Raw genomic sequence first — 23,162 nt, forward strand, 5'->3', positions numbered from 1 at the left:
TCAGTCGTGAATATTCCCGCGCATCTTCTTCACCTCCGACCGCTTGGCCTTGCCCTCCAGCCGCCGCTCCTTGGAGCCCTTTGTCGGCTTGGTCGGGCGGCGGGGCGGCGGCGGCGGGGCGGCGGCTTCGCGGATCAGGTCGATCAGGCGCTCGCGGGCGTCCTCGCGGTTGCGCATCTGCGAGCGGTAACGGTCGGCCACCAGGATCAGTACGCCGTCCTGGGTCAGGCGGGAGCCGGCCAACCGCTCCAGCCGGTAGCGCACCGGGTCGGGAAGGTTCGGTGAGCGGCGCACGTCGAAGCGCAGCTGCACCGCCGTTTCCGTCTTGTTGACATGTTGGCCGCCGGGGCCGGAGGCGCGGACGAACTCCTCCTGCAGCTCACTTTCGTCCAGGCTGATGCGGGGGTTGACCCTGATCATGCAGGACTCTCCAGCGGGTGGCGGGCGCGGAAGGCGCGGGCCAGCGCAGCAAAGCCGGCGACGTCGATCTCCTCCGCACGCGCGGTCGGGGCGATGCCGGTTTCCTCCAGCAGAGCCTCGGCATTGCCCAGGGACTTCAGGCTCTGGCGCAGCATCTTGCGGCGCTGACCGAAGGCAGCGGCGGTGACCTGCTCCAGCGCCCGCCAGTCGGCCGGCTCGGGGTTCACGCGCGGAGTCAGGTGGACGACCGTCGATTCAACCTTCGGCGGCGGGGTAAAGGCGCGCGGCGGCAGGTTGAACAGGACGCGGGCGTCGGAGCGCCATTGGGTGATGACCGACAGCCGGCCATAGGCCTTGCTGCCCGGCTTCGCCACCAGCCGGTCGGCAACCTCCTTCTGGAACATCAGGGTCAGGCTGACATAGGCTTCGATCCGCGCCAGCCAGCCGAGCAGGAGCGGCGTCGCGACATTGTAGGGCAGATTGGCGACGATGGCGCGCGGGGCGGGAGCCAGGTCCTCCGGGTCAACCGTCAGGGCGTCGGCCTCGACGATGCTCAGGCGGCCCTGTGACGCCTCGATTACGTCCTGCAGCGCCTCGATGAAGCGGCGGTCGCGTTCGATGGCGATGACCTTCACCGCGTTGGTCGCCAGCAGCGCGCGGGTCAGGCCGCCGGGGCCGGGACCGACCTCGATGGCGGTGGTGCCGGCCGGCAAGTTGGCCGACCGCGCGATCCGCCCTGTCAGGTTCAGGTCGAGCAGGAAGTTCTGTCCCAGCGACTTGCGCGCCTCCAACCCGAAACGCGCGATCACGTCGCGCAACGGCGGCAGGGCGTGCGGGTCGAAAGCGGCCGGGGTGGATGCGGGCGCGGCGGGGGCGTGGATCGGGTCGGTCATTCCCGACTTATAGGCATCCCCCACGCGCTTCACCAGACGGCAGTTTGCAAGAGTGGCAACAGGTGGCGGCTACAGCAGGCGGCGCAGCAGCACGACGGCGACAACACCAGCCACCACGGCGACCACCATCGGCACGCGCCGGGCAATCAGGCAGACGAAGGCGGCGGCCAGCGCGTCGGAGGGGCGCGACAGGGCGGCGGGCGCCACCAGGGCGACCAGAACCGCGCCCGGCGTCGCCTCCAGTGCCGCGCTCGCCGCCCGGCCGGGCCGCACCCGTGCGATCAGCCACGGGCCGCCGATCCGCGTCATCCAGGTGACCAGCGCCCCGCCCAGCACGATGGCGAAGACGCTCCAATCGAGATGCAGCGACTCAAGCATCCTGCGCCCTCCCCTGCCCCTTGGCTTGAAGGGCGGCGACCGATCCGCCGGCCAGCGCACCGGCCAGTATGTGCCAGGTCCCTCCGGAGGACAGCGCATGCACCGCCAGCGCGGCGGCGGCGCTCGCCAGCCAGGGCGGCAGCGAACCGACGCCGCGCCAGAACCCGGCCAGCAGGCAAAGGAAAACGGCGATGAAGGTGAAATCCAGCCCCCAGGCGGTCGGGTCGGCGATCAGCGCGCCGGCCAGCGTCCCCGCCACCGTGCTGGACAGCCACGCCAGATAGAGCGTCGCCGCCACCCCGTACCAGTAGGCGAGCGTCAGCTCCGGCCCACGGCGGAGCGCCAGCGCCCATTGCTCGTCGGTCATGAAGAACAGCGCCAGCCCCGCCCGCGCGCAGGGGATGCCGCGGAAGCGCGGCTCCAGCGTCGCGCCCATCAGCAGGTGGCGCAGGTTAACCAGCAGGATGGCGCCGACCACCGCCAACCCGGCACTGCCCTTGTCCAGCAGTTCGACGGCGACGAACTGGGAACTGCCGGCGAAGACCAGCGCGCTCATCAGCCCCATGTCCAACGCCGACAAGCCGGCCTTGGCGGCGAGGCTGCCCAGCAGGAAGCCGAAGGGAACCGCGCCCGCCACGATAGGCAGGCAATGGACGACGCCCACCGCGAACTCCTGCCGCGGGGATGCCGGGATGGTGATGCTGTCCATGCTCATGTGCGGGAAGCTAGGCGGTCGCGGCGGGCGCGTCTTGGATGGGATTGCTGCCGCGCCGGTATTGGCCGGGAGAGACGCCGACCCGCCCCTTGAACACCCGGTTGAAATGCGCCTGATCGCAGAAGCCGCAGGCCAGCGCGACATCGGCCAGTGGCAGAGGCCCGGCGAGCAGCCGCTTGGCCTGGGCGACGCGCCGGTCGGTCAGATAACCGTGCGGTGTGGTGCCAACCGCCGCGCGGAAGACGCGCAGCAGGTGGAAGCGGCTGAGCCCCGCCGCCTCGGCCAGATCGGCCAGTTCCACCGGGCTGTCGAGGTGGGCATCCAGATACTCCCGCGCGCGGCGGACGGCCGCCGACTCCTGCCCGACGTCGCGCGGGCGGGCGGTCAGGTCGCCGTGGCGCAAAGCCAGAGCGGTGAAGGCGCGCAACGCGTCGGTGTCGGTGCTCAGCGGTTCGCGGTACGGCCCCTCCAGCCCATGGTGCAGGCCGCGCAGAGCCTGGAACAATTCCGCGTCGTCCAGTTCGGTGGCGGCGAAATGCGGGGCAACGGGCCGTCCCAGCGCCTCGGTCATCGCCTGTTCGAACAGCGCCACCGAGGGATAGAACATGCGGTAGGCATAGCCGTCCTCGGCCGGGCGGCCGTCATGCAGCACCTCCGGGTCCAGCACAACCACCTGTCCGGCCCGCGCCACCCGGTCGGCACCGCGGCAGCGGTACAGCTCGGTCCCGGCGGTGATGACTCCGACCACATAGGTCTCGTGCGTGTGCGGCGCGTAGCTGTGGCGCTGGAAGCGGGCGTTCAGGCATTCCATGCCGTCGAAGCGCGCCTCCCGCCACAGCCGGGCGAAATCGCCGCCGCCGGCCGGTGTCCGGGTCAGTGCTGATTGCTGGTCCATGCCGCAGTCTAACAGGTGGGCGCGGCGGTCGTCTTGGACAGGATTGCGGCCTAGATGATGCGCCGGCCGACGGCATGTTCCGCCGGATCACCGGGATGGTCGGGGAACGGGAAGCCATGGCCCGGCTGGTGGCTGTCATGGACCAGACAGGCATCGGCGATCAGCGGCCACAGGTGGGAGCGGAGGAAGCGCTGGTCCTGCCAGCGGTCGGCCTCCGCCGCGGCGAAGCGGTCGATCAGCGGTTCCAGCGGCGGCAGCAGGCCGGCGACCCCGCCCCACATGCCGGCCAGCATAAGCTCGCTGTGCAGCGGGTGGTCGCGCATGACGTGGAAGGGCTTGCCGGACGCGATCCACGCCTCCACCGCCGCGCGCTCGCGCGGGCCGACCCGCGAATCGCAGTCGCGGCAGATGAAGCGCCGGACGGTTGGATCGTCGGAGGCGAGGAAGCGCCAATAGAGGCCGCTGATCGGGCCGCTGTCGGGCGGCATCACCACCCGCTCAGCCCCCAGCGCGTCCAGTTCCGCCAGAACCTCCGGCGGCACGCTGTCGTCGTGGTAAATCCGGCAGGTCCAGCCGGGATAGACCGACCGCACCAGCCGGGCATTCTCCAGCGCCCCGCGACGGTAGACGTCGGCCGCTCCCCACAGGCTGAAGGCCACCACGTCGCAGATGCGCCTTTCCGGAGCGGTCGGGCGGTCGCGAAGCGGCGGCAGGGCGAGCACCGCGCCTTCCCGCGCCGCCAGTTGCGCCTTCTGCGTCAGAAGCCTGTCGATCTGGATCAGCGATTCCGCCTCCCGATAGGTCTGGAACAGAAGGATGGCGAGGTTCTCGCGCGCATCAAGGAAATCGGGCGCCAGCACCACCGCCCGGCTCAGACTCGTCGCCGCCTGTTCCAGCGCCTCCAGATCCAGGCCCGCCGCTTGCCGGGTCAGGATGCCGAGGTTGAAGACCGCCCCGACATGGTCGGGCTGCAGCGCCAGTGCCTGCCGATAGCAGGCCAGCCCATCACCCGGCCGGCCGGCGCGGGACAAGGCGTTGCCAAGCTGGAACAGCCGCTCCACCGTCGGCGGTTCCTCCGCAATCAAGCGCGACAGGTCGGCGACCGCCGCCTCTGCCCGACCCCGCTCCAGATGGTGGATGCCGCGCAGTTCCAACAGCAGGGACAAGCGCTGCCGGGTTTCGCCGTCCTGCGGATCCAGCGCCAACGCCCGGCCCAGCGCGTCAATGGCGGCGTCGGTGTCGCCGGTCATCTGCGCCGCCACACCGAGGAGTGCCAGGGCCGCCGCGTCGTCGGGTTGCAGGGCGGCTGCGCGGCGCAGATTGGCCATGGCCTCCGCCGGCTGGCCCAGCGCCTGATGGACCTTGCCGAGATCGCGGTGGTAATCGGCGACGTCCGGCTGGGCGCGTACCGCCGCGGCGATGCGCGGCGCCGCGGCCTCCAGACGGCCGGTCTGTGCCAGCAGCATCCCCAGCAGATGGGAGGCGGCATGCGTCGCGGGGGCGGCATCGAGGACGCGGCCATAGAGGATTTCCGCCTCCCGCAGCCGCCCGGCCCCGTGATGGTCGACGGCGACCCGCAAGGCTTCCTGAATCGAGGCCATGACACTCCCCAAACACATCGCGGACAATGACGGGCGAAGCGGCCGATGGCATGCCGACCCCTGCGTTACACACTGTTACACAGCAGCACCCCGCCGGATATTGTCCAGTTACAGTCGCGCGCGATCATGGACGCCAACAAGAAACGACACCGGATCAAGGGCGACTGCCATGACCATCATCAAGACCATGACCCGCGACGTGGTCACCCCCGTCACCATCGTCACCTTCGTCGTGTCCACGGTGACCGGCGTGATGCTGCTCCTGCACTGGAACACCGGGCTGGTGCGCTTCTCCCACGAATGGCTGAGCATGCTGTTCTCCGCCATCGCGCTCTGGCATCTGGCGAAGAACTGGCGGGCGTTCCTGGGCTATCTGAAGCGGTATGCCGCGCAAGCCGCCTTCATCGCCAGCATCGTCGTGTCGGTGGTCTTCACCGGCATGACCGGAACCACCGGCGGCGGCAGCGTCAATCCGGGGGCGGTGTTCGGCGCACTGTCCGGCGCGACGCTTGAAGCGGCGGCGCCGGCGCTGGGGCTGACGCCGGACAAGGCGGTGGAGGTGCTGAAGGCCGCCAACATCGACGCCGCACCGGGCGAGACCCTGACCGCCATCGGCGAGCGTTCCGGCAGGAACGGCGCGGCGGTCGCCAGCCTGCTGGCGGCGAAGCGGCCTCGCTGAGCCGGACGCCTACTCCTCGTCGCCGTCCCCGTCGCCGAGCAGATAGTCGATGTCGCCGCCATCGAGCGCGCTGACCAGCCCCTTGCCCTCGATGGTGGCGGCGGACAGGCTGCCCTTGCGGCGTTGAAGGTCGAGGATGCGTTCCTCCACCGTGTTGGCGGCGATCAGCTTGTAGACGAAGACCGGCTTGTCCTGGCCGATGCGATAGGCGCGGTCGGTCGCCTGATCCTCAGCGGCCGGGTTCCACCAGGGATCGTAGTGGATCACCGTGTCGGCGGCGGTCAGGTTCAGGCCGCGCCCGCCCGCCTTCAGGCTGATGAGGAAGACGGGGACCTCGCGGTTCTGGAAGCGGTTCACCGGCTCGGCGCGGTCCAGCGTGCGGCCGGTCAGCTCGACATAGGGGATGTGCGCCTTCTCCAGCTCCAGCTTGATCAGGTCGAGCATGGTGGTGAACTGCGAGAAGATCAGGATGCGCCGGCCTTCCGGCACCATCTCCTTCACCATCTCGGTCAGGGCGTGCAGCTTGGCGCTCGGCCGCATCTTGCCGCCCAGCGCCGCGATGGATTTCAGCAGACGCGGGTCGCAGCAGACCTGACGCAGCTTCAACAGCGCGTCGATCACCGCGATGGCGTTCTGGCCCAGCCCCTTGCCGCTGGCGGCCAGCGCCGCGCGCACCGTTTCGTTCACCGACAGGCGGATGGTCTCGTAGAGGTCGCGCTGGTCGCGTTCGAGGTCGATGCGCACCACCACCTCGGTCTTCGGCGGCAGTTCCTTCGCCACCGCCTCCTTGGTGCGGCGGAGCAGGAAGGGGCGGATGCGGCGCATCAGCAGGTTGGCGCGGGTGTTGTCGCCACGCTTTTCGATGGGCACGCGGTACCGCTTGCCGAACTCCTTGCGGTCGCCCAGCAGGCCCGGCATCAGGAAGGCGAACTGGCTCCACAACTCGCCCAGATTGTTCTCAACCGGCGTGCCGGACAGGCAGAGCCGGTGCCGCGCCGGCAGCGCCGCCACCGCGCGGGTGGCCTTGCCGTCGGGGTTCTTGATCGCCTGCGCCTCGTCCAGCACGATCATGTGCCAGGTCAGGCGCTTCAGCAGATCGACGTCGCGCCCCACCACGCCGTAGGTGGTGACGACGATGTGGGCGCGATCGAGTTCCGCCAGCTTGCCGTGGCGGTCGACGCCGTGCAGCACGACGACGCGCAGATGCGGCGTGAAGCGCTCCGCCTCCGCCACCCAGTTGGGCACGAGACTGGTCGGCACCACGACGAGGCAGGGATCGGTCAGCCGGCCCTCATGCTCCTCCATGGCGATGTGGGCCAGCGTCTGGGCGGTCTTGCCCAGGCCCATATCGTCGGCGAGGATGCCGGCGACGTTGTTGGCGCGCAGGCTCTGCATCCAGGCCAACCCGCCGCGCTGATAGTCACGCAACTCGCCCTTGAAGCCCGGCGGCGGGGTCATGTCGCCCGGCATCTCGTCGGCGCGCAGGCGCTGGAGATAGCCGTCGATCTGCGCCGTCTCGTCGCCGCGCCGGGCGATCAGGTCGTCGATGTCCAGCAGCGAGTCCGCCTCGGCCAGCGGAACCTTCAGCCGGTCGCCGCTGCTGCGCCCGCTGTCCAGCATGGCTTCCAGAACGCTGAGCAACCGCTCGATCCGTTCGGCCGGCAGGGCCAGGACGTTGCCGTCGTCGAGAACGATGTGGGCGCGGCCGTCGATGACACGGGTGGTCGACAGACCGCCCTTCTCCACCAGCCGGGCGAGGATCGGCAGAAGCGGCTGTCGCTCGCCGTCGATCTCGACGCCGACATCCAGGTCGAACCAGCCGTCGCCGGCATCGCGGACGGCGACCTCCACCTCCGCGCCCGGTTCGATGACCCTGGTGCCGAAATCGGCGCCGACCTCGACGATCCAGCCGGCCTTGGTCAGGGCCGGGACCTCGTTGGTGAGAAAATGCTGCCAGCGCTCCTCGACGTCGCGGCCGGTCAGCCAGTGGACGCGGGAGCCGCGGGCGTTCAGCGCACCCTTCGGCGGCTCGATCCGCGCCTGGGCGAAGCCGAGGCCGGACAGCCGGTCCAGCGCCGCCTGCTCGTCGGCCTTGTCGCGGCGAACGAAGGTGACGTCGCCGAAGTCGTCCTCGTAACGGGCGAACTGGCGCTGGTCGTCGGGTTCGATCTCCACCGCCCGGCCGGGCTCGCCATAGTCGAAGGACAGGCGCAGCACGTCGACCAGCCCATCGGCCGGCGTCACCACGCGGCCGAGGCGGGCGATGATGCGGGGGGAGCGCTCTACGATGGCCGCCGCGTCCGCCGCCCCGCTGCGCACGCCGGGAATGGCATTGTCGCGGAAGCTGGAACTCGGCATCGAAGGCGGCGCTGTGATGCGCGGCATCGCCGCGACGGAACTGCGCGACGGGCCGAACAGGCGCGACGGAGTTGTTTTGGACGGAACCGGCGGCGGTGGCGGGGCCGCCGGCACCGGCTTGGCCTTCGGCACTTCGACCACCTGGAGATCGACCGGAAAGACGGTGCCGGTGGCACTGTCCACGCACCAATAGGACTGGCCCTTCACCAGAACGCTGCGTTCCGGCAGGCCGGTCGGGCGCAGCTTACGGGTCGCGGGGTCGCGGAAGGCACGGACGGTGCGGCCCGGCGCCTCGGCCAGCGGGGTGCCGTCGCGCCAGCGCAGGCGGCCGGTTGCGAGCAGGCGGCGCAGCAGGCGGTCAACCGCCTCCCCCCGGCTCTTGGCAACGGGGGTGCGCTCGGTTCCGCCGCCGCCGAGCAGCCGGGCGATGGCACGGTCGGCATCGCCGTCGACGGAGCGCGGGGCCTTGGCCAGCACGTCGCGCGGGCTGGCGGGGCTGGCGTCCGCCGCCCCCTCCGCCACGAACTCCACCAGGATGTAGCAGGCGACGTCGCCCTGCCCCGGCTCCAGCGTCCAACGCACGCTGCGCACCGGCTCCGGCTTCGGCACCGGGGGTGGAGGCGGAGGTGGGGGCGCCACGCTGCGGATCGGCGGCGGGACCGGCGGGCGGACCAGGGTCAGCGGGGGCTTGGGAGCGGGCGGCGCCGAGGGGGCCGTAGCAGGCGTGGACGTCACCGGGACAGGCGGAGGTGGAGGAGGCGGGGCCAGCGGCGCCTTCACGTCGGCCACGTCGAACAGGGAGGCGCGGCGCCATTCCGGCCGGCTTTCCAGCGCCAGCATCGCCGCCGCCGCCATATGGGCGCAGGCGTTACGGCCACAGGAACAGCTGCGGTCGAGCACGACGCTGCGCTTGCCCTGCACCGGCGTCACCGTCACCGCCAGCCGGCGGCCGAGATCGCTGACCTCCGCCTCGATTCGGTCGCCGCCGGGGGAACCCAGCGTCACCGCACCGGTCATCATCAGCGTGCGACCGCGCTGCAGCGTCTTGGCATCAAAGACGCGCGTCAGGTCCTCCTGACCGAAGGGGACGGCGGCGCCACCCGACGAAGGGCCACGCGGCAGGGCATCGAAAAGCGACATGCGGTGCGAGGTGACCAGACGAAAGCTGATGGAATGGGGCGGAACGGAACGGAAACGGGGCGTCGGTATAGGATCTTGCGCGGCGTGGCGCAAGCCTTAGGCTCAAGCATTGACGCGAACGGCGCCGCATCGGCGGAACCGGGCGCGGCCGTCCGTCATAACACAGGACGCCACCGGCTTCACCCCGGTTGGTGATTTACCCGCGATTGCCGGGGAACACCCGGCCGGCCAACTCGCACAGCCCCCCCTCGCTGCCCAACTGATGGGCGGCCCAGCGGATCGTCCCTTCGACGAAGGACGGATCGCCGGCATGGACCAGCAGGGCCAGCCCCAGCGCCATCGCTCCCGCCAGCCAGGGGGAGGGGCGCAGGCGCGGTACGGCGTCGTTGCGGCTGCTCCACAGGAACAGCAGGGCCGACAGCCCGCCGATCATCAGCCCGGCCACCACCTCCGCCCCCGAATGGGCGGAAACGGCGACGCGCGAGGCGCCGATGGCCAGCACCAGCGCCACCGCCGCCAGCGGCAGTGCGATGCGCAGCCGGCGCGATCTGGCGTTGCGCGCCGCCAGCGCCGACACCGACCCGTAGAAGACGGCGGAGAAGGCGGCGTGGCCGCTGGGGCTGATGAAGCGGTCGCCGGCGAACAGCGACGGGAACAGCGGAAAGTCCGGCAGGCCGCAGCCATGCCCCACCAGCTTCAGCACCACCATGGCGCCCAGGCAGAGCGACAGGGCGAGCAGCCAGCGCAACGCCAGCGGCGCCGAATGGTGCCGCCAAAGCGCAGTCGCATAGAGGGCGGAAAGCGGGACGAGAAGGCTGCTGCTGCCCAGATGGGTGATGGCGCCGCTGGCGGTGGCGAGCATCGGTCCCCCATGGATGCCGGTGGAAACGAACGGCTTTGCCAGATGGTGCGGCGCAGCAGGATCGGCAAGAGGACGAGTCGAAAGCCCCGCCCCTACCCCTCTAGCTGGTCGGCGCGCGCGTCGGCGATGACGCAGTTGCGGCCCGACCGCTTGGCTTCGTACAGCGCTTCGTCGGCCCGGCGGACCAGCCCTTCGGCGGTGTCGCCCAGCCGCCCGCCGATCGAGATGCCGACGGACACCGTCACGTTGATCTCGCCACGGTCGGCCGATACGGCGAAGGGGGTGTCGGCGATGCGCGAACGCAGGCGTTCGGCGACAATCAGCGCGGCTTCCCCGTCGGTGTCCGGCAGGATGACGATGAACTCCTCGCCACCCAGCCGGGCGACAAGGTCGAAGGTGCGCAGGTTGCGGCTGGCGCGGGCGGACACTTCACGCAGGACCTCGTCGCCGATGGCGTGGCCGTAGGTGTCGTTGACCACCTTGAAATGGTCGATGTCGAACATCAGCACCGACACCGGCTTGTGGCTGTCGATGGCGCGTTCCAGCAGCCGCGGCAGATGGGCGTTGACGTAACGGCGGTTGAAGACCCCGGTCAGGCTGTCGGTCAGCGCCATCGACAGGCTCTGCTCGTAATTGGAGCGCAGCCGTTCCTGATAGCGCTTGCGCCGGATCTGGGTGCGGGCGCGGGCCAGCAGTTCGTTCCTGTCGACCGGCTTGATGACGTAATCGTTGGCGCCGAGTTCCAGCCCCTTCGCCACCTGCCCCAGGTCGCCGTCGTCCACCATCAGCAGGATCGGCACCTGCCGCGTGCGCTCGTGCGAGCGAAGCTGCGAACAGAGCCGCAGACCGTCCTCGTTCAGCAGGGTCAGGCTGACCACCACCAGATCGAGCGGCGTGCCCAGCGCGCGTTCCAGTGCCTTGGCACCGGTGTCGGCGGAGAAGACCACGTTGTGGTCGCGCTGAAGCGTCTCCGTCACCTTTTCCAGGTCGAGGGCGGAATCCTCCAGCACCAGCACGTTGGCCCGCTCGAAGGATTCGCTCAGCATGGTGCCGCTGCGCTCGATGACGCCGAACTGGCCGGACGTGCTTTCACGCAGGCGCCATTCGTCCATCATCATCTTCAGCCGCACCAGCGAGCGGACGCGCGCGAACAGCGCGATGTCGTTCACCGGCTTGGTCAGGAAATCGTCGGCCCCGGCCTCCAGCCCGCGGACGCGGTCGGCGATGTCCGACAGCGCCGTAACCATCACCACGGGGATGTGCATGGTGGCGGGATCGGAGCGGATCTTCTCGCAAACCTCGAACCCGTCCATGCCCGGCATCATGACGTCGAGGAGGACGATGTCCGGCGATTCCTTCCGCACCATCTCAAGCGCGTCGGGTCCGTTGAAGGCCGTCAGAACATTGAAGTACTCGCGCGTCAGCTTCGCCGCGAGCAGCTTCACATTCGGCAGTACATCGTCAACGACAAGGACACGCGCGGACATCGGAAGGAAATTCCTGCAGAATTGCTACAGAGCAAACTAACTTAGCCGAGAAACTTTTTGACTGTCTCGAGGAACTTCACAACCGAAATGGGCTTTGCCACATAATCCTCGCAGCCGCCCTGACGGATTTTCTCTTCGTCGCCTTTCATGGCAAAGGCGGTGACGGCCACGACCGGAATGCTCCTCAGGTCCGGATCGTCCTTGATCCAGCGGGTCACCTCCAGCCCGGAAACCTCCGGCAGCTGGATGTCCATCAGGATCAGGTCGGGGCGGTGCTGACGGGCCAGCCGCATCGCTTCCATGCCTTCACGGGTCTGCAGCGTGCCATAGCCGTGCGCTTCGAGCAGGTCATGAAAGAGCTTCATGTTCAGCTCGTTGTCCTCGACGATGAGGACGGTCTTGGTCGGCCCACCACCGGTCGCCAATGGACCGCACGGCTCCGCTGACATGCATCCTCCCTGGGAGTGACCCCCGCGTTCACGCCGTCCCTTGCCGGATCGCGCACCGCGATTGCGGGGTCGCAGAACCGGTATAGCCCCTTTCTGATTAGGTCGCGACGGTTAAATAGTCGTTACCGGACCGCTGGATGACAGCCCTGATGAGCGCCGACCGCCCTGCATTCAAACGAAAAACCGCCTGCGGCTGGCGCGGGCGGTTCTTGATTATCGGCAGCGGCAATGCACGGCGGCTGGGATGGGTGTGACGGCTCAGGCCGCCCGCTTCACCTTGCGCTTGGCATCGCGGCGGCGGGCACCCTTGGCGCCGTACATCATGGCGTCGGCGCGGCGCATCACCTCGTCCTCGCTGTCGTCGGCGCCATAGGGCTGGGTGCCGACGGAGAAACGGACCGGCAGCGACTGCCCGCCCCATTCCACATGGGTGGCGTCGGCGATGGCGGCCAGCTGGCGGGCGCGGGCGAGGCCGCTGGCGGTGTCGGTGTTGGTCAGCAGCACGGCGAACTCGTCGCCACCCAGCCGGGCGACCACGTCCTCCTGCCGGACATTGCCGACGATCATCCGGGCCACCTGCCGCAGATAGGCGTCGCCGGCCACATGGCCGTGGGTGTCGTTGATCGCCTTGAAGCCGTCCAGGTCGATCATGACCAGAAGGCCGCCGGCGGACCCGTTGCGGCGGGCGGAGGCCAGTTCGCGCCGGAAGTGGCTGTAGAAGCCGCGCCGGTTCAACAGGCCGGTCAGCTCGTCCGTCATCGTCAGGCTTTCCAGGTAGGCGATGCGCTCATGCAGTTCGGCGATCGTCTCCTTGGCTTCGGCGAGCAGCGCGATCGTCTCGTCCAGCGTCTGGCGCTCGGTCCCCCGCAGAAGCCCGACACGCGAGGCCAACGCGACCGGCGACCATCCGGCCGGCACGTCGAAACGGTCGGAGGCGTGGTGCTTCAGGTCCAGGGCGGCGACGATGGCGTTCATGGGGTCGGCTCCTCTGATGAAGGTCGGAACACTTCGCCCTCACCCAAGCAACCACTGTGCCAACCCGACGCACACCGCAGATACCAAGCATTTTATGAATTTCCGGCGGATTGCGCCGCCGGATCATCGGGAAGGAATGGAGCCTCTTTCCCAGCGGACCGGCATCTTCTGCCCACCCCATCCGTTCGGGGCAGGAAATCCCTGCCGGTGAGGGGGTGGCCCGGCAAAAGGCTCCGTTCCCCCGTTACACCACCCGATCGGGGGCGGGCTGGCCGGCCATCACCGCGTCGATGTTGTCCAGCGCCTTGAATCCCATGGCATTCCGGGTCTCCACCGTGGCGCTGCCCAGATGCGGCAGCAGGAAGGCGTTGGGCAGCTCGCGGTAGCCGGGATGCAGGTTCGGTTCGTTCTCGAAGACGTCGAGCCCGGCGGACGCCAACCGCCCGGCCTTCAGCGCGTCGATTACCGCCTCGTCGTCCACCACGGTGCCGCGGGCGGTGTTGACCAGAATGGCCCCCGGTGGCATCCGTCCGATCCGTTTGGCGTTCAGCCAATGTCGGGTTTCCGCCGTGGCGGGGAAGTGAAGCGACAGGACATCGCACACCGGCAGCATCGCCTCCGGATCGGCATGATAGATGGCGCCCAGTTCCAGCTCCGGAGCCAGCCGGCGGCGGTTGCTGTAATGGATGGTCATGCCGAAGGCGCGGGCGCGCGCCGCAACCGCCTGTCCGATGCGGCCCATGCCGACGATGCCCAGCCGCTTGCCGCCGACATGGGTGCCCATCAGTTGGGTCGGCGTCCAGCCGGTCCAGGCATTGGCGCGGATCATCCGCTCACCCTCAGACGCGCGGCGCGCGGCCCCCAGCAGCAGAAGCAGCGCGATGTCGGCGGTGGCGTCGGTCAGCACGTCGGGCGTGTTGGTGACGGTCAGACCGCGGGCGCGCGCCGCCTCCAGGTCGATATGGTCGGTGCCGACGGAGAAGGTCGCCAGCACCCGCACCCGCTGCGGCATCGCCGCGATGGCGGCGGCGTCCAAGCGGTCGCCGGCACAGCAGAGCACGGCGTCGGCCCCGGCGTCGGCCGCGCGGGCGGCGATCTCCGCCCCGCTGAAGGCGCGGTCCTCCGGATTGAGCAGCGCGCGGTAGTCGTGCGACGCCCGCGCCTCCACCGCATCGGGAAGACGGCGGGTCAGCAGCAGCACGGGGCGGGCGTCAGAACTGGAGGCGGAGTTGGAGGCGGGACTGTCCGACTGCGCCGCGAACGGCAACTCGGCAGGGCTTGTCATTCCGGCGGTTCCCTTCCATTGATAAGACATTCGGGTGGCGGGCCTTTCGGACCGCGGCAAAAACACCCATACTTCACCAAGAGCCGTCAATCACCTGTGGATCCCGTCTTGCTCGACCGTCTTTCCGCCTTTCCGGCTACCGTCGGCGCGGTCCTCGCGGCCGCCGTTTCCACCGGTGCGCTCCTCGCGGCCTCCCCCGTCCTGGCTCAGCCGGCCGCGACCTCCATGGCGGCGGTGGCGGCCAAAATCCAGCCGCACCGGGCGATCTACACCATGTCGCTGGCTTCGGCGCGCAACGGATCGAAGGTCAGCGACGTCCGCGGCCGCATGATGTTCGAATGGGCCGACGCCTGCGACGGCTGGACGACGGAGCAGCGCTTTCAGCTGCGCTTCGTCTACAGCGAAGGCGACGACATGGCGATGAACACCAACTACACCACCTGGGAATCGAAGGACGGACTGCGCTACCGCTTCAACGTCCGCAAGCTGGTGAATGGCGAGGTGGACGAAGAGGTGCGCGGCGAGGCGAACCTGAACCGCGACGGCGCCGGCACCGCCCAGTTCACCAAGCCCGAACCGCAGGAGATGGAGCTGCCGGCCGGCACCATGTTCCCGACCGCCCACACGCTGGCGATCCTGGACCACGCCGAACGGAAGGATCCCTTCTTCACCCGCACCATCTTCGACGGGTCCGACGCGGAAGGACCGACCGAGGTGTCGACCGTCGTCGGCAAGCCCGGCGCGCCGACGGACGCCGGCAAGGACCCGCTGCTGAAGGTGGGCAAGGCCTGGCCGGTCCGCATGGCCTTCTTCCCGACCCAGAGCGATTCGGCGCAGCCGGAATATGAGATGAGCCTGCATCTGCTGGAAAACGGCATCGCCGAGTCCATGCAGATCGACTATGGCGATTTCACCGTCAACGCGGTGCTGGACAAGATCGAGGCGTTGCCGAAGTCGGGATGCTGACGGCGGGGCGACGTCCCGTGACATTTCACATCGGGTTTGCCGATCCAGGGGGCGTGCGACGGTTTCCCTGTTGATCGCGACTCGCTGCTGCGCTTAACTGTGGGTTGAGGTTTTGCGCAACAGGCCGGGTTTCGCCCACGGGCAACCGGCCGTCCGAGGGTTTATCCGTCATGAGCAAGAAGCATGTCCAGATCGGGCAGGTTTTCCAACCGGTCGGCAGTGCCGGCGGCCGCGGTTGGCGGGTGACGGCAACGGTCAGCCTGCTGGGCATCCCGCACGCCCGCGTCGTCAGCACCGAAGACGAGGGTGTGTCGAAGACCCTGAGCTGCTCGGTCCTCGCCGACACCAGCCACTACCGCCTGATCGCCTCGGCGCCGGCCGATGGGATGGCGGCGTAAAGGGCGCGGTTCAGCGGACGTTGTTCGACGCCGGTATGACGTCCGCCCACTACTCTTCTCCCCGCCGTTCGCGCAGCTTGGCCCAATAGTCCAGCCGCTTGCGCAGGTCGCGTTCGAACCCCCGCTCCACCGGCTGGTAGAACTCGCGCCGGGCCATCCCTTCCGGGAAGTAGTTCTGGCCGGAGAAGCCTTCAGCCGTATCGTGGTCGTACTCGTATCCCTTGCCGTAGCCGATGCTCTTCATCAGCTTGGTCGGCGCGTTCAGGATATGCTTGGGCGGCATCAGCGAACCCGTCTCCTTCGCCGCGCGCACCGCCGACTTGTAGGCCGTGTAGCCGGCGTTCGATTTCGGCGCCGTCCCCAGATAGATGACCAGCTGCGCCAGGGCCAGTTCGCCCTCCGGGCTGCCCAGCCGCTCGTAGGCCTCCCAGGCGGCAATGGCCTGGGTCAGGGCGTTGGGATCGGCCAGACCGACATCCTCCACCGCGAAGCGGGTCAGGCGCCGCGCGATGTAGCGCGGGTCCTCCCCGCCATCCAGCATGCGGCTGTACCAGTAGAGCGCCGCGTCGGTGTCCGACCCGCGTAGCGACTTGTGAAGCGCGCTGATGAGGTTGTAATGCCCCTCCTGCGCCTTGTCGTAGAGCGGGGCGCGGCGCTGGATGGTGGCGGCGAGAGCATTGGTGTCCAGCACCGTCCCGCCCGGCAGCGCGAACAGCTCCTCGCACAGGTTCAGGCAGAAGCGGCCGTCGCCGTCGGCCATCGCCTTCACCGCGGCGCGCGCGTCGGCGTCCAGCGGCAGCGGCCGGCCCATCTCCGCCTCCGCCCGCGACAGCAGTTTTTCCAGCGCCGCATCGTCCAGCCGGTTCAGCACGAAGACCTGCGCCCGCGACAGCAAGGCGGCATTCAGTTCGAAAGACGGATTCTCGGTGGTGGCGCCGACGAGCGTGACAGTGCCGTCCTCGACGAATGGCAGGAAGCCGTCCTGCTGGGAGCGGTTGAAGCGGTGGATCTCGTCGATGAACAGAAGCGTGCCCGGCCCCGCCACCCGCCGGGCGCGGGCGGCGTCGAAAACCTTGCGCAGATCGGCGACGCCGGAGAACACCGCCGAAAGCGGTTCGAAATGCAGGTCGGTGCTGTGGGCCAGCAGACGGGCGATGGTGGTCTTGCCGCAGCCGGGCGGCCCCCACAGGATCATGGAGGCCAGCCGCCGCGCCGCGACCATGCGGCCCAGCGGCCCGTCGGGCTTCAGCAGATGGTCCTGCCCGACCACCTCGTCCAGCGTGCGCGGACGCAGACGGTCGGCGAACGGGCGGGGAGCCGCCGACTCGAACAGCCCGGCATCCCCGCCCGACTCGCCGCGTTTCGCCATGATGGATGCCTCAGCGCGCCGCGCCGCAGCGCTGGTAGCACTGCTTCAGCTGATAGCTGCAGTTGTCGGTCGGGCTGAAGGGGGTCGAATCGGTGCGGTCGATGCCGCCCTGGTTGCGCGCGGCAACCGAATCCATGCACACATTGTGGCTGCGCTCGCACTGCGCCTGACAGGAGGCGCCGGCGCCGGTGCCGCCGTCGATCCGCAACGACTGGTCGTCGGCACCGCCGCGCGGGGTGGAGGGTCCCGGGACCACCGTGACGGTGGGTGCCGGGCCGGAAGCGGCAGGGTGCGACGCCGGATGGTCGGCGCAGGCCGACAGGCCGAGCAGGGCCATGGCCACGAGCGGGGCGATGAGACGGACCGGACGGAACTTAGCCACGACGGCTCCTATTCTTCTTGTTGTGAGGACGGCCATGGGCATGACGGAATGCCACACCCCTCTGGACCATCCCCCGTTCGGCCCCCACTATGCCGATATCAGCTGTAAGAAGGGAATGACTGAAATGACTCCGAATTCGGACGGCAGACCGCCGCGCAACCGGTCCCTGCGACTGCTGCTGGCTCTGCTTGTCCTTGGCCTTGTCATGCTGGCCTCGCGCGCGCTGGCGCTGCCCAATGTCGGCATGGCCGAGATGATCATCCCGCTTCTGGGCGGGCTGTTCGTGGCCGTTGCCATCGTCCTGATCGTGCGCCGCGACCGCGCGGACCGCGACGCCCTGCCCCCGTCCCGCCGCAATCGGCAGGACCAGGGGATGCCGGACTGACCGGACCGGCGCGATCAGACGAACTTGAAGCTGAGCAGGCCGCCGACCACCACGACCAGAAGGACGGTGGCCACCAGCATCAGCCGCTTCTCGATGATGTGCTGAACCTGCGGCCCGTAGAAATGCAGCAGGATGGCGATCATGTAGAATCGGGAGAAGCGCGCGACGATCGAACAGAGGATGAAGACCGTCAGGTCCAGATGGGCGAATCCGGCGGTGATCGTCAGCAGCTTGTAGGGGATCGGCGTCACCCCCTTCAGAATCAGGAACCAGGGGCCGAACTCGGTGAACATCTCCTGGAAATGATGGAACGACTCCTGCGCATTGTAGAAGTCGATGATCATCCGCCCGACGCTCTCGAACAGATAGAAGCCCAGCGCATAGCCAAGCAGGCCGCCCAGAAGCGACGCGAAGGCGCAGATGTTGGTGTAGAACCAGAGTCGCTTCGGCTTCTCCAGGCACATCGGCACCAGCATCACGTCCGGCGGCAACGGGAAGAAGGAGCTTTCGGCGAAGGAGATCGCCGACATCCACCAGACGGCATCGTCGCGGGCGGACAGGCGCTGGAGGCGCGTGTAAAGGGAACGCAACATTCGACCGGCCACATAAGAGAAAACCCTTCCTCCGGGGGTGTCCCCGAAGGAAGGGTCTAACATATCACCGATATCGGCGGTTCCGTCCTGCACGACACGGGGCCCTGAGGCCCGATGCCGCACGGGGCGGATGACCGGCGCGATGTCCGGTCATGTTACTCGGCGGTCTCGGCTTCGGCATCGACGGCATCCTGCGTCGGGCCCGAATCCTGACCCTTGGCGGCGACGTCGCGGTCGACCAGCTCGAACACCGCCATGTCGGCGGCGTCACCATAGCGGAAGCCGGCCTTCAGGACGCGGCTGTAGCCACCCTGACGGTCCTTGTAGCGGTCGGCCAGGACCGTGAACAGCTTGGTCACCGTGTCGTTGTCGCGCAGCTGGGCGAAAGCCAGACGACGGTTGGCCAGGCCACCCTTCTTGCCGAGCGTGATCAGCTTCTCGACGATCGGACGCAGGTCCTTCGCCTTCGGCAGGGTGGTGGTGATCTGCTCGTGCTTGATCACCGCGTTCGCCATGTTCGAGAACATGGCCTTGCGGTGGCTGCTGGTCTTGCTGAACTTACGTCCCGAAACGCCGTGACGCATGGCGGTCCTCCTTCATGGCATGGCCCCCCTCGGGGAGCCGATCGTGAACCCCGCCGCCCAGTCGAGTGCTGGTACGGCAACGGGGACGGGCCGGTACGGCCCTGGGAAATGCGCCCTCCCCGCCTGACGACGGAAAGGGCGCGGGAAACAAGCGAGATGCTTAGTACGGCTCTTCCAGACGCTTGGCCAGCTCTTCGATGTTCTCCGGCGGCCAGTTCGGAATTTCCATACCCAGGTGCAGGCCCATCTGGGACAGCACTTCCTTGATCTCGTTCAGCGACTTGCGGCCGAAGTTCGGAGTGCGGAGCATTTCCGCTTCCGTCTTCTGCACAAGATCGCCGATGTAGACGATGTTGTCGTTCTTGAGGCAGTTGGCCGAACGGACCGACAGTTCCAGCTCGTCCACCTTGCGGAGCAGGTTCTTGTTGAACGGAACCTCCTCGTGCTTCTCCTCGGAGACGGCGTGCGTCGGCTCCTCGAAGTTGATGAACAGCTGCAGCTGGTCCTGCAGGATGCGGGCGGCCAGAGCCACCGCGTCGTCCGGCTTGACCGAACCGTTGGTCTCCACCGTCATCGACAGGCGGTCATAGTCGGTGACCTGCCCGACGCGGGCATTGTCGACCTTGTAGGACACCTTGCGGACCGGGGAGAACAGGGCGTCGATCGGAATCAGGCCGATGGGCGCGTCTTCCGGACGGTTCTGGCTGGCCGGGACATAGCCCTTGCCGGTCTCGACCGTCAGTTCCATGTTCAGCCGCGCGCCGTTGTCCAGCGTGCAGATGACCAGTTCCGGATCCATGACCTGGATGTCGGGCCCGGTCTCGATCATGCCGGCCTTGACCTCGCCCGGGCCTTCGGCGCGCAGGCGCATGCGCTTCGGGCCGTCGCCGCCCATGCGCAGACCCATCGTCTTGATGTTCAGGACGATGTCGGTCACGTCCTCGCGGACGCCGGGGATGGACGAGAACTCGTGCAGCACGCCGTCGATGTGGATCGACGTGACGGCGGCACCCTGCAGCGAGGAGAGCAGGATGCGGCGCAGGGCGTTGCCCAGGGTCAGACCGAAGCCGCGTTCCAGCGGTTCGGCGACCACCGTCGCGAAACGGTCGGCGTCGTCACCGGGCTGGATGTCCAGCTTGCTCGGCTTAATCAGTTCCTGCCAGTTCTTCTGAAGCACGGATCGACCTCAAGATGCCATCGGGTGAACACGAACCCGCGGGGCCCGAACCATTCCCATGCTGAGGGGGCCGCGATGGCTGCGGCCCCCTGTCCCGGAATGGCTGGTCCCCGCGGGTGCGGAAACGGTAATGAACTTAGACGCGACGCTTCTTCGGCGGGCGAACGCCGTTGTGCGGGATCGGCGTGACGTCGCGGATCGACGTGATCTGGAAGCCGATCGACTGCAGGGCGCGCAGGGCGGACTCACGCCCCGAACCCGGACCCTTCACTTCGACTTCCAGGGTCTTCATGCCGTGTTCCTGAGCCTTGCGGCCGGCGTCCTCGGCAGCCACCTGAGCAGCGTACGGGGTCGACTTGCGCGAACCCTTGAAGCCCATGGTGCCCGACGACGACCAGGCAATGGTGTTGCCCTGCGCGTCGGTGATGGTGATCATCGTGTTGTTGAACGAGGCGTTCACGTGAGCGACGCCGGCGGTGATGTTCTTGCGCTCGCGACGACGCAGGCGCTGAGAAGCAGCGGAGGGCTTGGCCATTTTGCGTTCGTCCTCTTACTTCTTCTTGCCGGCGATCGGCTTGGCCGGACCCTTGCGGGTGCGGGCGTTCGTGTGGGTGCGCTGGCCGCGGACCGGCAGGCCCTTGCGGTGACGCAGGCCGCGGTAGCAGCCCAGGTCCATCAGACGCTTGATGTTCATGGCGACTTCACGACGAAGATCGCCCTCGACGCGGTAGTCGGCGTCGATGGTCTCGCGGATCTTCAGGACTTCGTCGTCCGTCAGCTCGTTCACGCGACGCTCGGCCGGGATGTCCAGCTTCGCGCAGATTTCCTTGGCCTTGAAGGGGCCGATGCCATGGATGTAGGTCAACCCGATCTCCACGCGCTTCTGCGCGGGGATGTTGACGCCAGCGATACGCGCCACGCTGCTCTCCTCGATCTCGATATCTCAACGGCAGCCCGTCGGGCCGCCTACACACCGAGCAAATCCCGCCAGCACCACGCCGGAACCGGGAACGCACAATGTTACCCGCCGCCCTTGCGGGGTGGCGAGAGGGTGCGACTATAGAAAAACCGCAGAGCTTGTCAAGGTGAAATGCCGGTCGCTATTCGGCGGGAACCGGTTGCCGGATCGGCGCCAGGCCGGTGGCGCCCTGCGCGAGGCCGGAACCGGAGTCGTCGTCCGGCATGTCCTCTGCCAGAGCCGGCCGCAACGGCATCCGGCCGGCATTCAGCAGGGCACGGTCGCGCAGGACCTGCGGCAGGTCAAGGCTGAGCTTCAATTCGATGTTGCGCCAGATCTGGCGCAGGCGCTGGACATGCAGATCCTCGCCGATCGCCTGCACCACCGATTCGAGATTCTCCAGCGTGATGCCGCGGTCGGCCAGCAGCACCGTTCCCTTGCCGTCGGTCTTCGGGCAATTCAGCGCCTGCACCAGCCGCGGTCGCGACTCCGGCCGGCTCATGAAGCGTTCGATGTCGAAGATGGTGCGGATATTGATGACCCGCAGCGCCTCGATCTGGTCGAGGTCCAGCGCCAGGATCAGTTGCGCCTGCGCCACCCAGTCCATCGTCTCGTAGATGCCGTAGGGCGTTTCGACGAACAGCAGGATCGGGTTTGCCGTGGCCAGGTTCTGCACGTCCTCGATCTCGAACTCGGCCAGCCGGAACTTGATGGCCGCATCGATGCCGAGAATCATGTCGATCGGATATTCGCGGACGAAGCCCTGGGCCCGGGGATCGATCCGCCGGACCTGCAATTGCGGCACCCGGCTCAACAGGGTCTGCAGGCCGAGCTTGGGGAAGAAGCCGGTCAGGAAGGCGACCAGCAACTCCGGCACGCCGTCGCCGACCGCCCCCTCCGGCACGATCTTCGCCATGTCCATATAGGCGTGATGCAGGGTAACCGCGGTGATGCAGGCCAGGATGATGTGGCCGGTCACCCGCAGGAATGAGATCGGTGACAGGTCGTAATTGGAAATGCGGCGGATCAGATAGTCGATCGACCAGACATAGGCCCCGAAGAAGGCGAAGGACAGCACTGCCACGGTCTGGAGCTGGTAATGCACCAGATCCATCGGCGTGATCCCGTCGACTCCGTACAGAGTCATGCCGCTGAACAGCGGCTGGAAATGGTCCAGCCGATCCTTGCTCAGCAGCATGCCGCTGGAGGTCAGAAAGCCGCTGAAGGACACCATGATGAAGACCAGGACCGGAAAGAAGTAGGCGCGCCATTCCGATGGCTGCGTGTTGTCCGGTCCCTGCGGCAGCGCGCGGTACTTGTAGGCGGCGAATTCGAAGGAGGGGATCAGCTGGTCGTGCTCCTGTCCTTCGATGCGGAAGACCGACTCGAGGTCCGCGATGATCTTCTGCCGCACATTCTTGATGTTGCTGCGGCCGATGAAGATCGTCAGCGGCAGAATGAAGGACAGGCCGAGCAGACCGAGCGCGCTCAACACCCGCAATTCGCCAACCACATGAACCACTTGATCGAACATCACGCCCCCGGCCGGCCCCAAGCCCGCAGTGCCGACACGTCGCATTTCCGACGTGCGGCCAAGACAAAGCGACCGCCCCACGGTCGCACTGCCGAAGGTTATACTCTTATTGAGGGATTTTCAGTGCAATTTTGCGCGTGACATTCCGCAGAGCAATCCCATCCGCCTACAGGTCGGTCCCCGCAATCCGATGACGGATCGCCTCGGCCTGGACACGGACGCGGCTGAGATGCGGGTTGATCTTCAGCGCCGCATCGAACGCCCGCAGCGCCGGCTTTTCATCGCCCAGCGCCAGATAGACGAGACCCAACTCCACCAGCGCCCCGAAGTGACGGGGCTCGAGCGACAGGGCATGGCGCAGGTCCAGCATGGCGGCGCGATAGTCGCCCAGCATGTATTGGGCAGCGGCGCGCTTGTTCCATCCTTCGGCATAGGACGGGTCGCGGACGATCACCGCGTCGAAGGCATGCAGCGCCGACTCGTAATCGTCGCTGTTCAGGCTGAACACCCCGGCGCGCATGTCGCGCACCATCACCGGGTCGGGATGCTCCAGCCAAAAGTCCCAGATATGCTCCTCCACCGATTCGGCATAGGCGGCGTCGGTGGTGCTGTGCAAAGCCTGGAAAAGACTGTCGAGACGCATGTTCCCCTGCCCCGCGCCAGCCGGCACCCCGAGGGT

25 protein-coding genes are annotated in these 23,162 nt (G+C 67.9%); 4 read left to right on the plus strand and 21 right to left on the minus strand.

The window, feature by feature from the left end:
- From arfB to B9N97_RS21470, 6 genes are all read right to left on the minus strand, one after another.
- A complete protein-coding gene (arfB, locus tag B9N97_RS21445; protein WP_085089764.1) occupies window positions 1–420 on the minus strand; it encodes an alternative ribosome rescue aminoacyl-tRNA hydrolase ArfB in 420 nt (139 codons plus the stop codon).
- Window positions 417–1,313, minus strand: a complete 897-nt coding sequence (gene rsmA / locus B9N97_RS21450; protein WP_085089765.1) for a 16S rRNA (adenine(1518)-N(6)/adenine(1519)-N(6))-dimethyltransferase RsmA — start codon at window positions 1,311–1,313, stop codon at window positions 417–419. The genes arfB and rsmA overlap by 4 nt, the downstream gene beginning before the upstream one ends.
- Window positions 1,314–1,382: 69 nt before the next feature.
- Window positions 1,383–1,691, minus strand: a complete 309-nt coding sequence (locus B9N97_RS21455) for an AzlD family protein (protein WP_085089766.1) — start codon at window positions 1,689–1,691, stop codon at window positions 1,383–1,385.
- Entirely contained in the window at window positions 1,684–2,406 is a 723-nt protein-coding gene (locus B9N97_RS21460) for an AzlC family ABC transporter permease (protein ID WP_167393340.1), read from the minus strand. Before B9N97_RS21460 ends, B9N97_RS21455 begins: the two co-directional genes overlap by 8 nt.
- A 10-nt stretch (window positions 2,407–2,416) precedes the next feature.
- The gene (locus B9N97_RS21465; protein WP_085089767.1) at window positions 2,417–3,301 is read right to left on the minus strand and encodes an AraC family transcriptional regulator; all 885 of its coding nucleotides are present in this window, start codon (window positions 3,299–3,301) and stop codon (window positions 2,417–2,419) included.
- 50 nt (window positions 3,302–3,351) lie between these two features.
- Window positions 3,352–4,902, minus strand: coding sequence for a tetratricopeptide repeat protein (locus B9N97_RS21470; RefSeq protein WP_167393341.1), 1,551 nt, complete (start codon window positions 4,900–4,902; stop codon window positions 3,352–3,354).
- A gap of 169 nt (window positions 4,903–5,071) precedes the next feature.
- On the opposite strand from B9N97_RS21470, the gene B9N97_RS21475 reads away from it, so the two are divergent.
- Window positions 5,072–5,581: a DUF4405 domain-containing protein gene (locus tag B9N97_RS21475; RefSeq protein ID WP_085089769.1), complete on the plus strand. Its 510-nt coding sequence runs from the start codon at window positions 5,072–5,074 to the stop codon at window positions 5,579–5,581.
- A 9-nt stretch (window positions 5,582–5,590) separates the two neighbouring features.
- Here the strand turns inward: B9N97_RS21475 and B9N97_RS21480 are convergent, their stop codons facing one another.
- From B9N97_RS21480 to B9N97_RS21505, 6 genes are all read right to left on the minus strand, one after another.
- A complete protein-coding gene (locus tag B9N97_RS21480; protein ID WP_085089770.1) occupies window positions 5,591–9,079 on the minus strand; it encodes a DEAD/DEAH box helicase in 3,489 nt (1,162 codons plus the stop codon).
- Between the two features lie 196 nt (window positions 9,080–9,275).
- Window positions 9,276–9,941 (minus strand): phosphatase PAP2 family protein, encoded by a 666-nt coding sequence (locus tag B9N97_RS21485; RefSeq protein ID WP_085089771.1) that lies wholly within the window; start codon window positions 9,939–9,941, stop codon window positions 9,276–9,278.
- Window positions 9,942–10,033: 92 nt separating this feature from the next.
- On the minus strand, window positions 10,034–11,428 hold the full coding sequence (locus tag B9N97_RS21490; protein WP_085089772.1) for a PleD family two-component system response regulator: 1,395 nt from the start codon (window positions 11,426–11,428) through the stop codon (window positions 10,034–10,036).
- 41 nt (window positions 11,429–11,469) lie between these two features.
- Window positions 11,470–11,877: a response regulator gene (locus tag B9N97_RS21495; RefSeq protein WP_085089773.1), complete on the minus strand. Its 408-nt coding sequence runs from the start codon at window positions 11,875–11,877 to the stop codon at window positions 11,470–11,472.
- Between the two features lie 258 nt (window positions 11,878–12,135).
- Window positions 12,136–12,852: a GGDEF domain-containing protein gene (locus B9N97_RS21500; protein WP_085089774.1), complete on the minus strand. Its 717-nt coding sequence runs from the start codon at window positions 12,850–12,852 to the stop codon at window positions 12,136–12,138.
- A 244-nt stretch (window positions 12,853–13,096) separates the two neighbouring features.
- A complete protein-coding gene (locus B9N97_RS21505) occupies window positions 13,097–14,137 on the minus strand; it encodes a 2-hydroxyacid dehydrogenase (protein ID WP_244560827.1) in 1,041 nt (346 codons plus the stop codon).
- 108 nt (window positions 14,138–14,245) lie between these two features.
- Here B9N97_RS21505 and B9N97_RS21510 point away from each other — a divergent pair, with 108 nt between their 5' ends.
- Together B9N97_RS21510 and B9N97_RS21515 are read left to right on the plus strand one after the other, a co-directional pair.
- Window positions 14,246–15,103, plus strand: a complete 858-nt coding sequence (locus B9N97_RS21510; RefSeq protein WP_244560828.1) for a cell envelope integrity EipB family protein — start codon at window positions 14,246–14,248, stop codon at window positions 15,101–15,103.
- A 170-nt stretch (window positions 15,104–15,273) separates the two neighbouring features.
- A complete protein-coding gene (locus tag B9N97_RS21515; RefSeq protein ID WP_085089776.1) occupies window positions 15,274–15,501 on the plus strand; it encodes a hypothetical protein in 228 nt (75 codons plus the stop codon).
- 49 nt (window positions 15,502–15,550) lie between these two features.
- Here B9N97_RS21515 and B9N97_RS21520 read toward each other — a convergent pair whose 3' ends face one another.
- Window positions 15,551–16,870, minus strand: coding sequence for a replication-associated recombination protein A (locus B9N97_RS21520; protein WP_085089777.1), 1,320 nt, complete (start codon window positions 16,868–16,870; stop codon window positions 15,551–15,553).
- Between the two features lie 10 nt (window positions 16,871–16,880).
- The gene (locus tag B9N97_RS35960; protein ID WP_085089778.1) at window positions 16,881–17,252 is read right to left on the minus strand and encodes a hypothetical protein; all 372 of its coding nucleotides are present in this window, start codon (window positions 17,250–17,252) and stop codon (window positions 16,881–16,883) included.
- A 124-nt stretch (window positions 17,253–17,376) separates the two neighbouring features.
- Here B9N97_RS35960 and B9N97_RS21530 point away from each other — a divergent pair, with 124 nt between their 5' ends.
- A complete protein-coding gene (locus tag B9N97_RS21530; protein WP_085089779.1) occupies window positions 17,377–17,637 on the plus strand; it encodes a hypothetical protein in 261 nt (86 codons plus the stop codon).
- Between the two features lie 14 nt (window positions 17,638–17,651).
- Here B9N97_RS21530 and B9N97_RS21535 read toward each other — a convergent pair whose 3' ends face one another.
- The 7 genes from B9N97_RS21535 to B9N97_RS21565 all read right to left on the minus strand — a co-directional run bounded on the left by B9N97_RS21535 (window position 17,652) and on the right by B9N97_RS21565 (window position 23,126).
- Entirely contained in the window at window positions 17,652–18,230 is a 579-nt protein-coding gene (locus B9N97_RS21535; protein WP_085089780.1) for a YqaA family protein, read from the minus strand.
- Between the two features lie 155 nt (window positions 18,231–18,385).
- Window positions 18,386–18,814, minus strand: a complete 429-nt coding sequence (gene rplQ, locus B9N97_RS21540; protein WP_085089781.1) for a 50S ribosomal protein L17 — start codon at window positions 18,812–18,814, stop codon at window positions 18,386–18,388.
- A 160-nt stretch (window positions 18,815–18,974) separates the two neighbouring features.
- Window positions 18,975–19,991 carry a DNA-directed RNA polymerase subunit alpha gene (locus B9N97_RS21545; protein WP_085089782.1) on the minus strand — a complete coding sequence of 339 codons (1,017 nt, stop codon included), beginning with the start codon at window positions 19,989–19,991 and terminating at the stop codon, window positions 18,975–18,977.
- A 136-nt stretch (window positions 19,992–20,127) separates the two neighbouring features.
- Window positions 20,128–20,526 carry a 30S ribosomal protein S11 gene (rpsK, locus tag B9N97_RS21550; RefSeq protein WP_012974490.1) on the minus strand — a complete coding sequence of 133 codons (399 nt, stop codon included), beginning with the start codon at window positions 20,524–20,526 and terminating at the stop codon, window positions 20,128–20,130.
- A 15-nt stretch (window positions 20,527–20,541) separates the two neighbouring features.
- On the minus strand, window positions 20,542–20,910 hold the full coding sequence (rpsM, locus tag B9N97_RS21555; protein WP_014248113.1) for a 30S ribosomal protein S13: 369 nt from the start codon (window positions 20,908–20,910) through the stop codon (window positions 20,542–20,544).
- Window positions 20,911–21,091: 181 nt separating this feature from the next.
- Window positions 21,092–22,483 carry a hypothetical protein gene (locus B9N97_RS21560; protein WP_143266804.1) on the minus strand — a complete coding sequence of 464 codons (1,392 nt, stop codon included), beginning with the start codon at window positions 22,481–22,483 and terminating at the stop codon, window positions 21,092–21,094.
- A gap of 166 nt (window positions 22,484–22,649) precedes the next feature.
- Window positions 22,650–23,126, minus strand: coding sequence for a tetratricopeptide repeat protein (locus B9N97_RS21565; RefSeq protein ID WP_244560829.1), 477 nt, complete (start codon window positions 23,124–23,126; stop codon window positions 22,650–22,652).
- Between the last annotated feature and the right edge of the window lie 36 nt (window positions 23,127–23,162).

The organism is Azospirillum oryzae (genome assembly GCF_900177515.1).
GTDB lineage: Bacteria > Pseudomonadota > Alphaproteobacteria > Azospirillales > Azospirillaceae > Azospirillum > Azospirillum oryzae_A.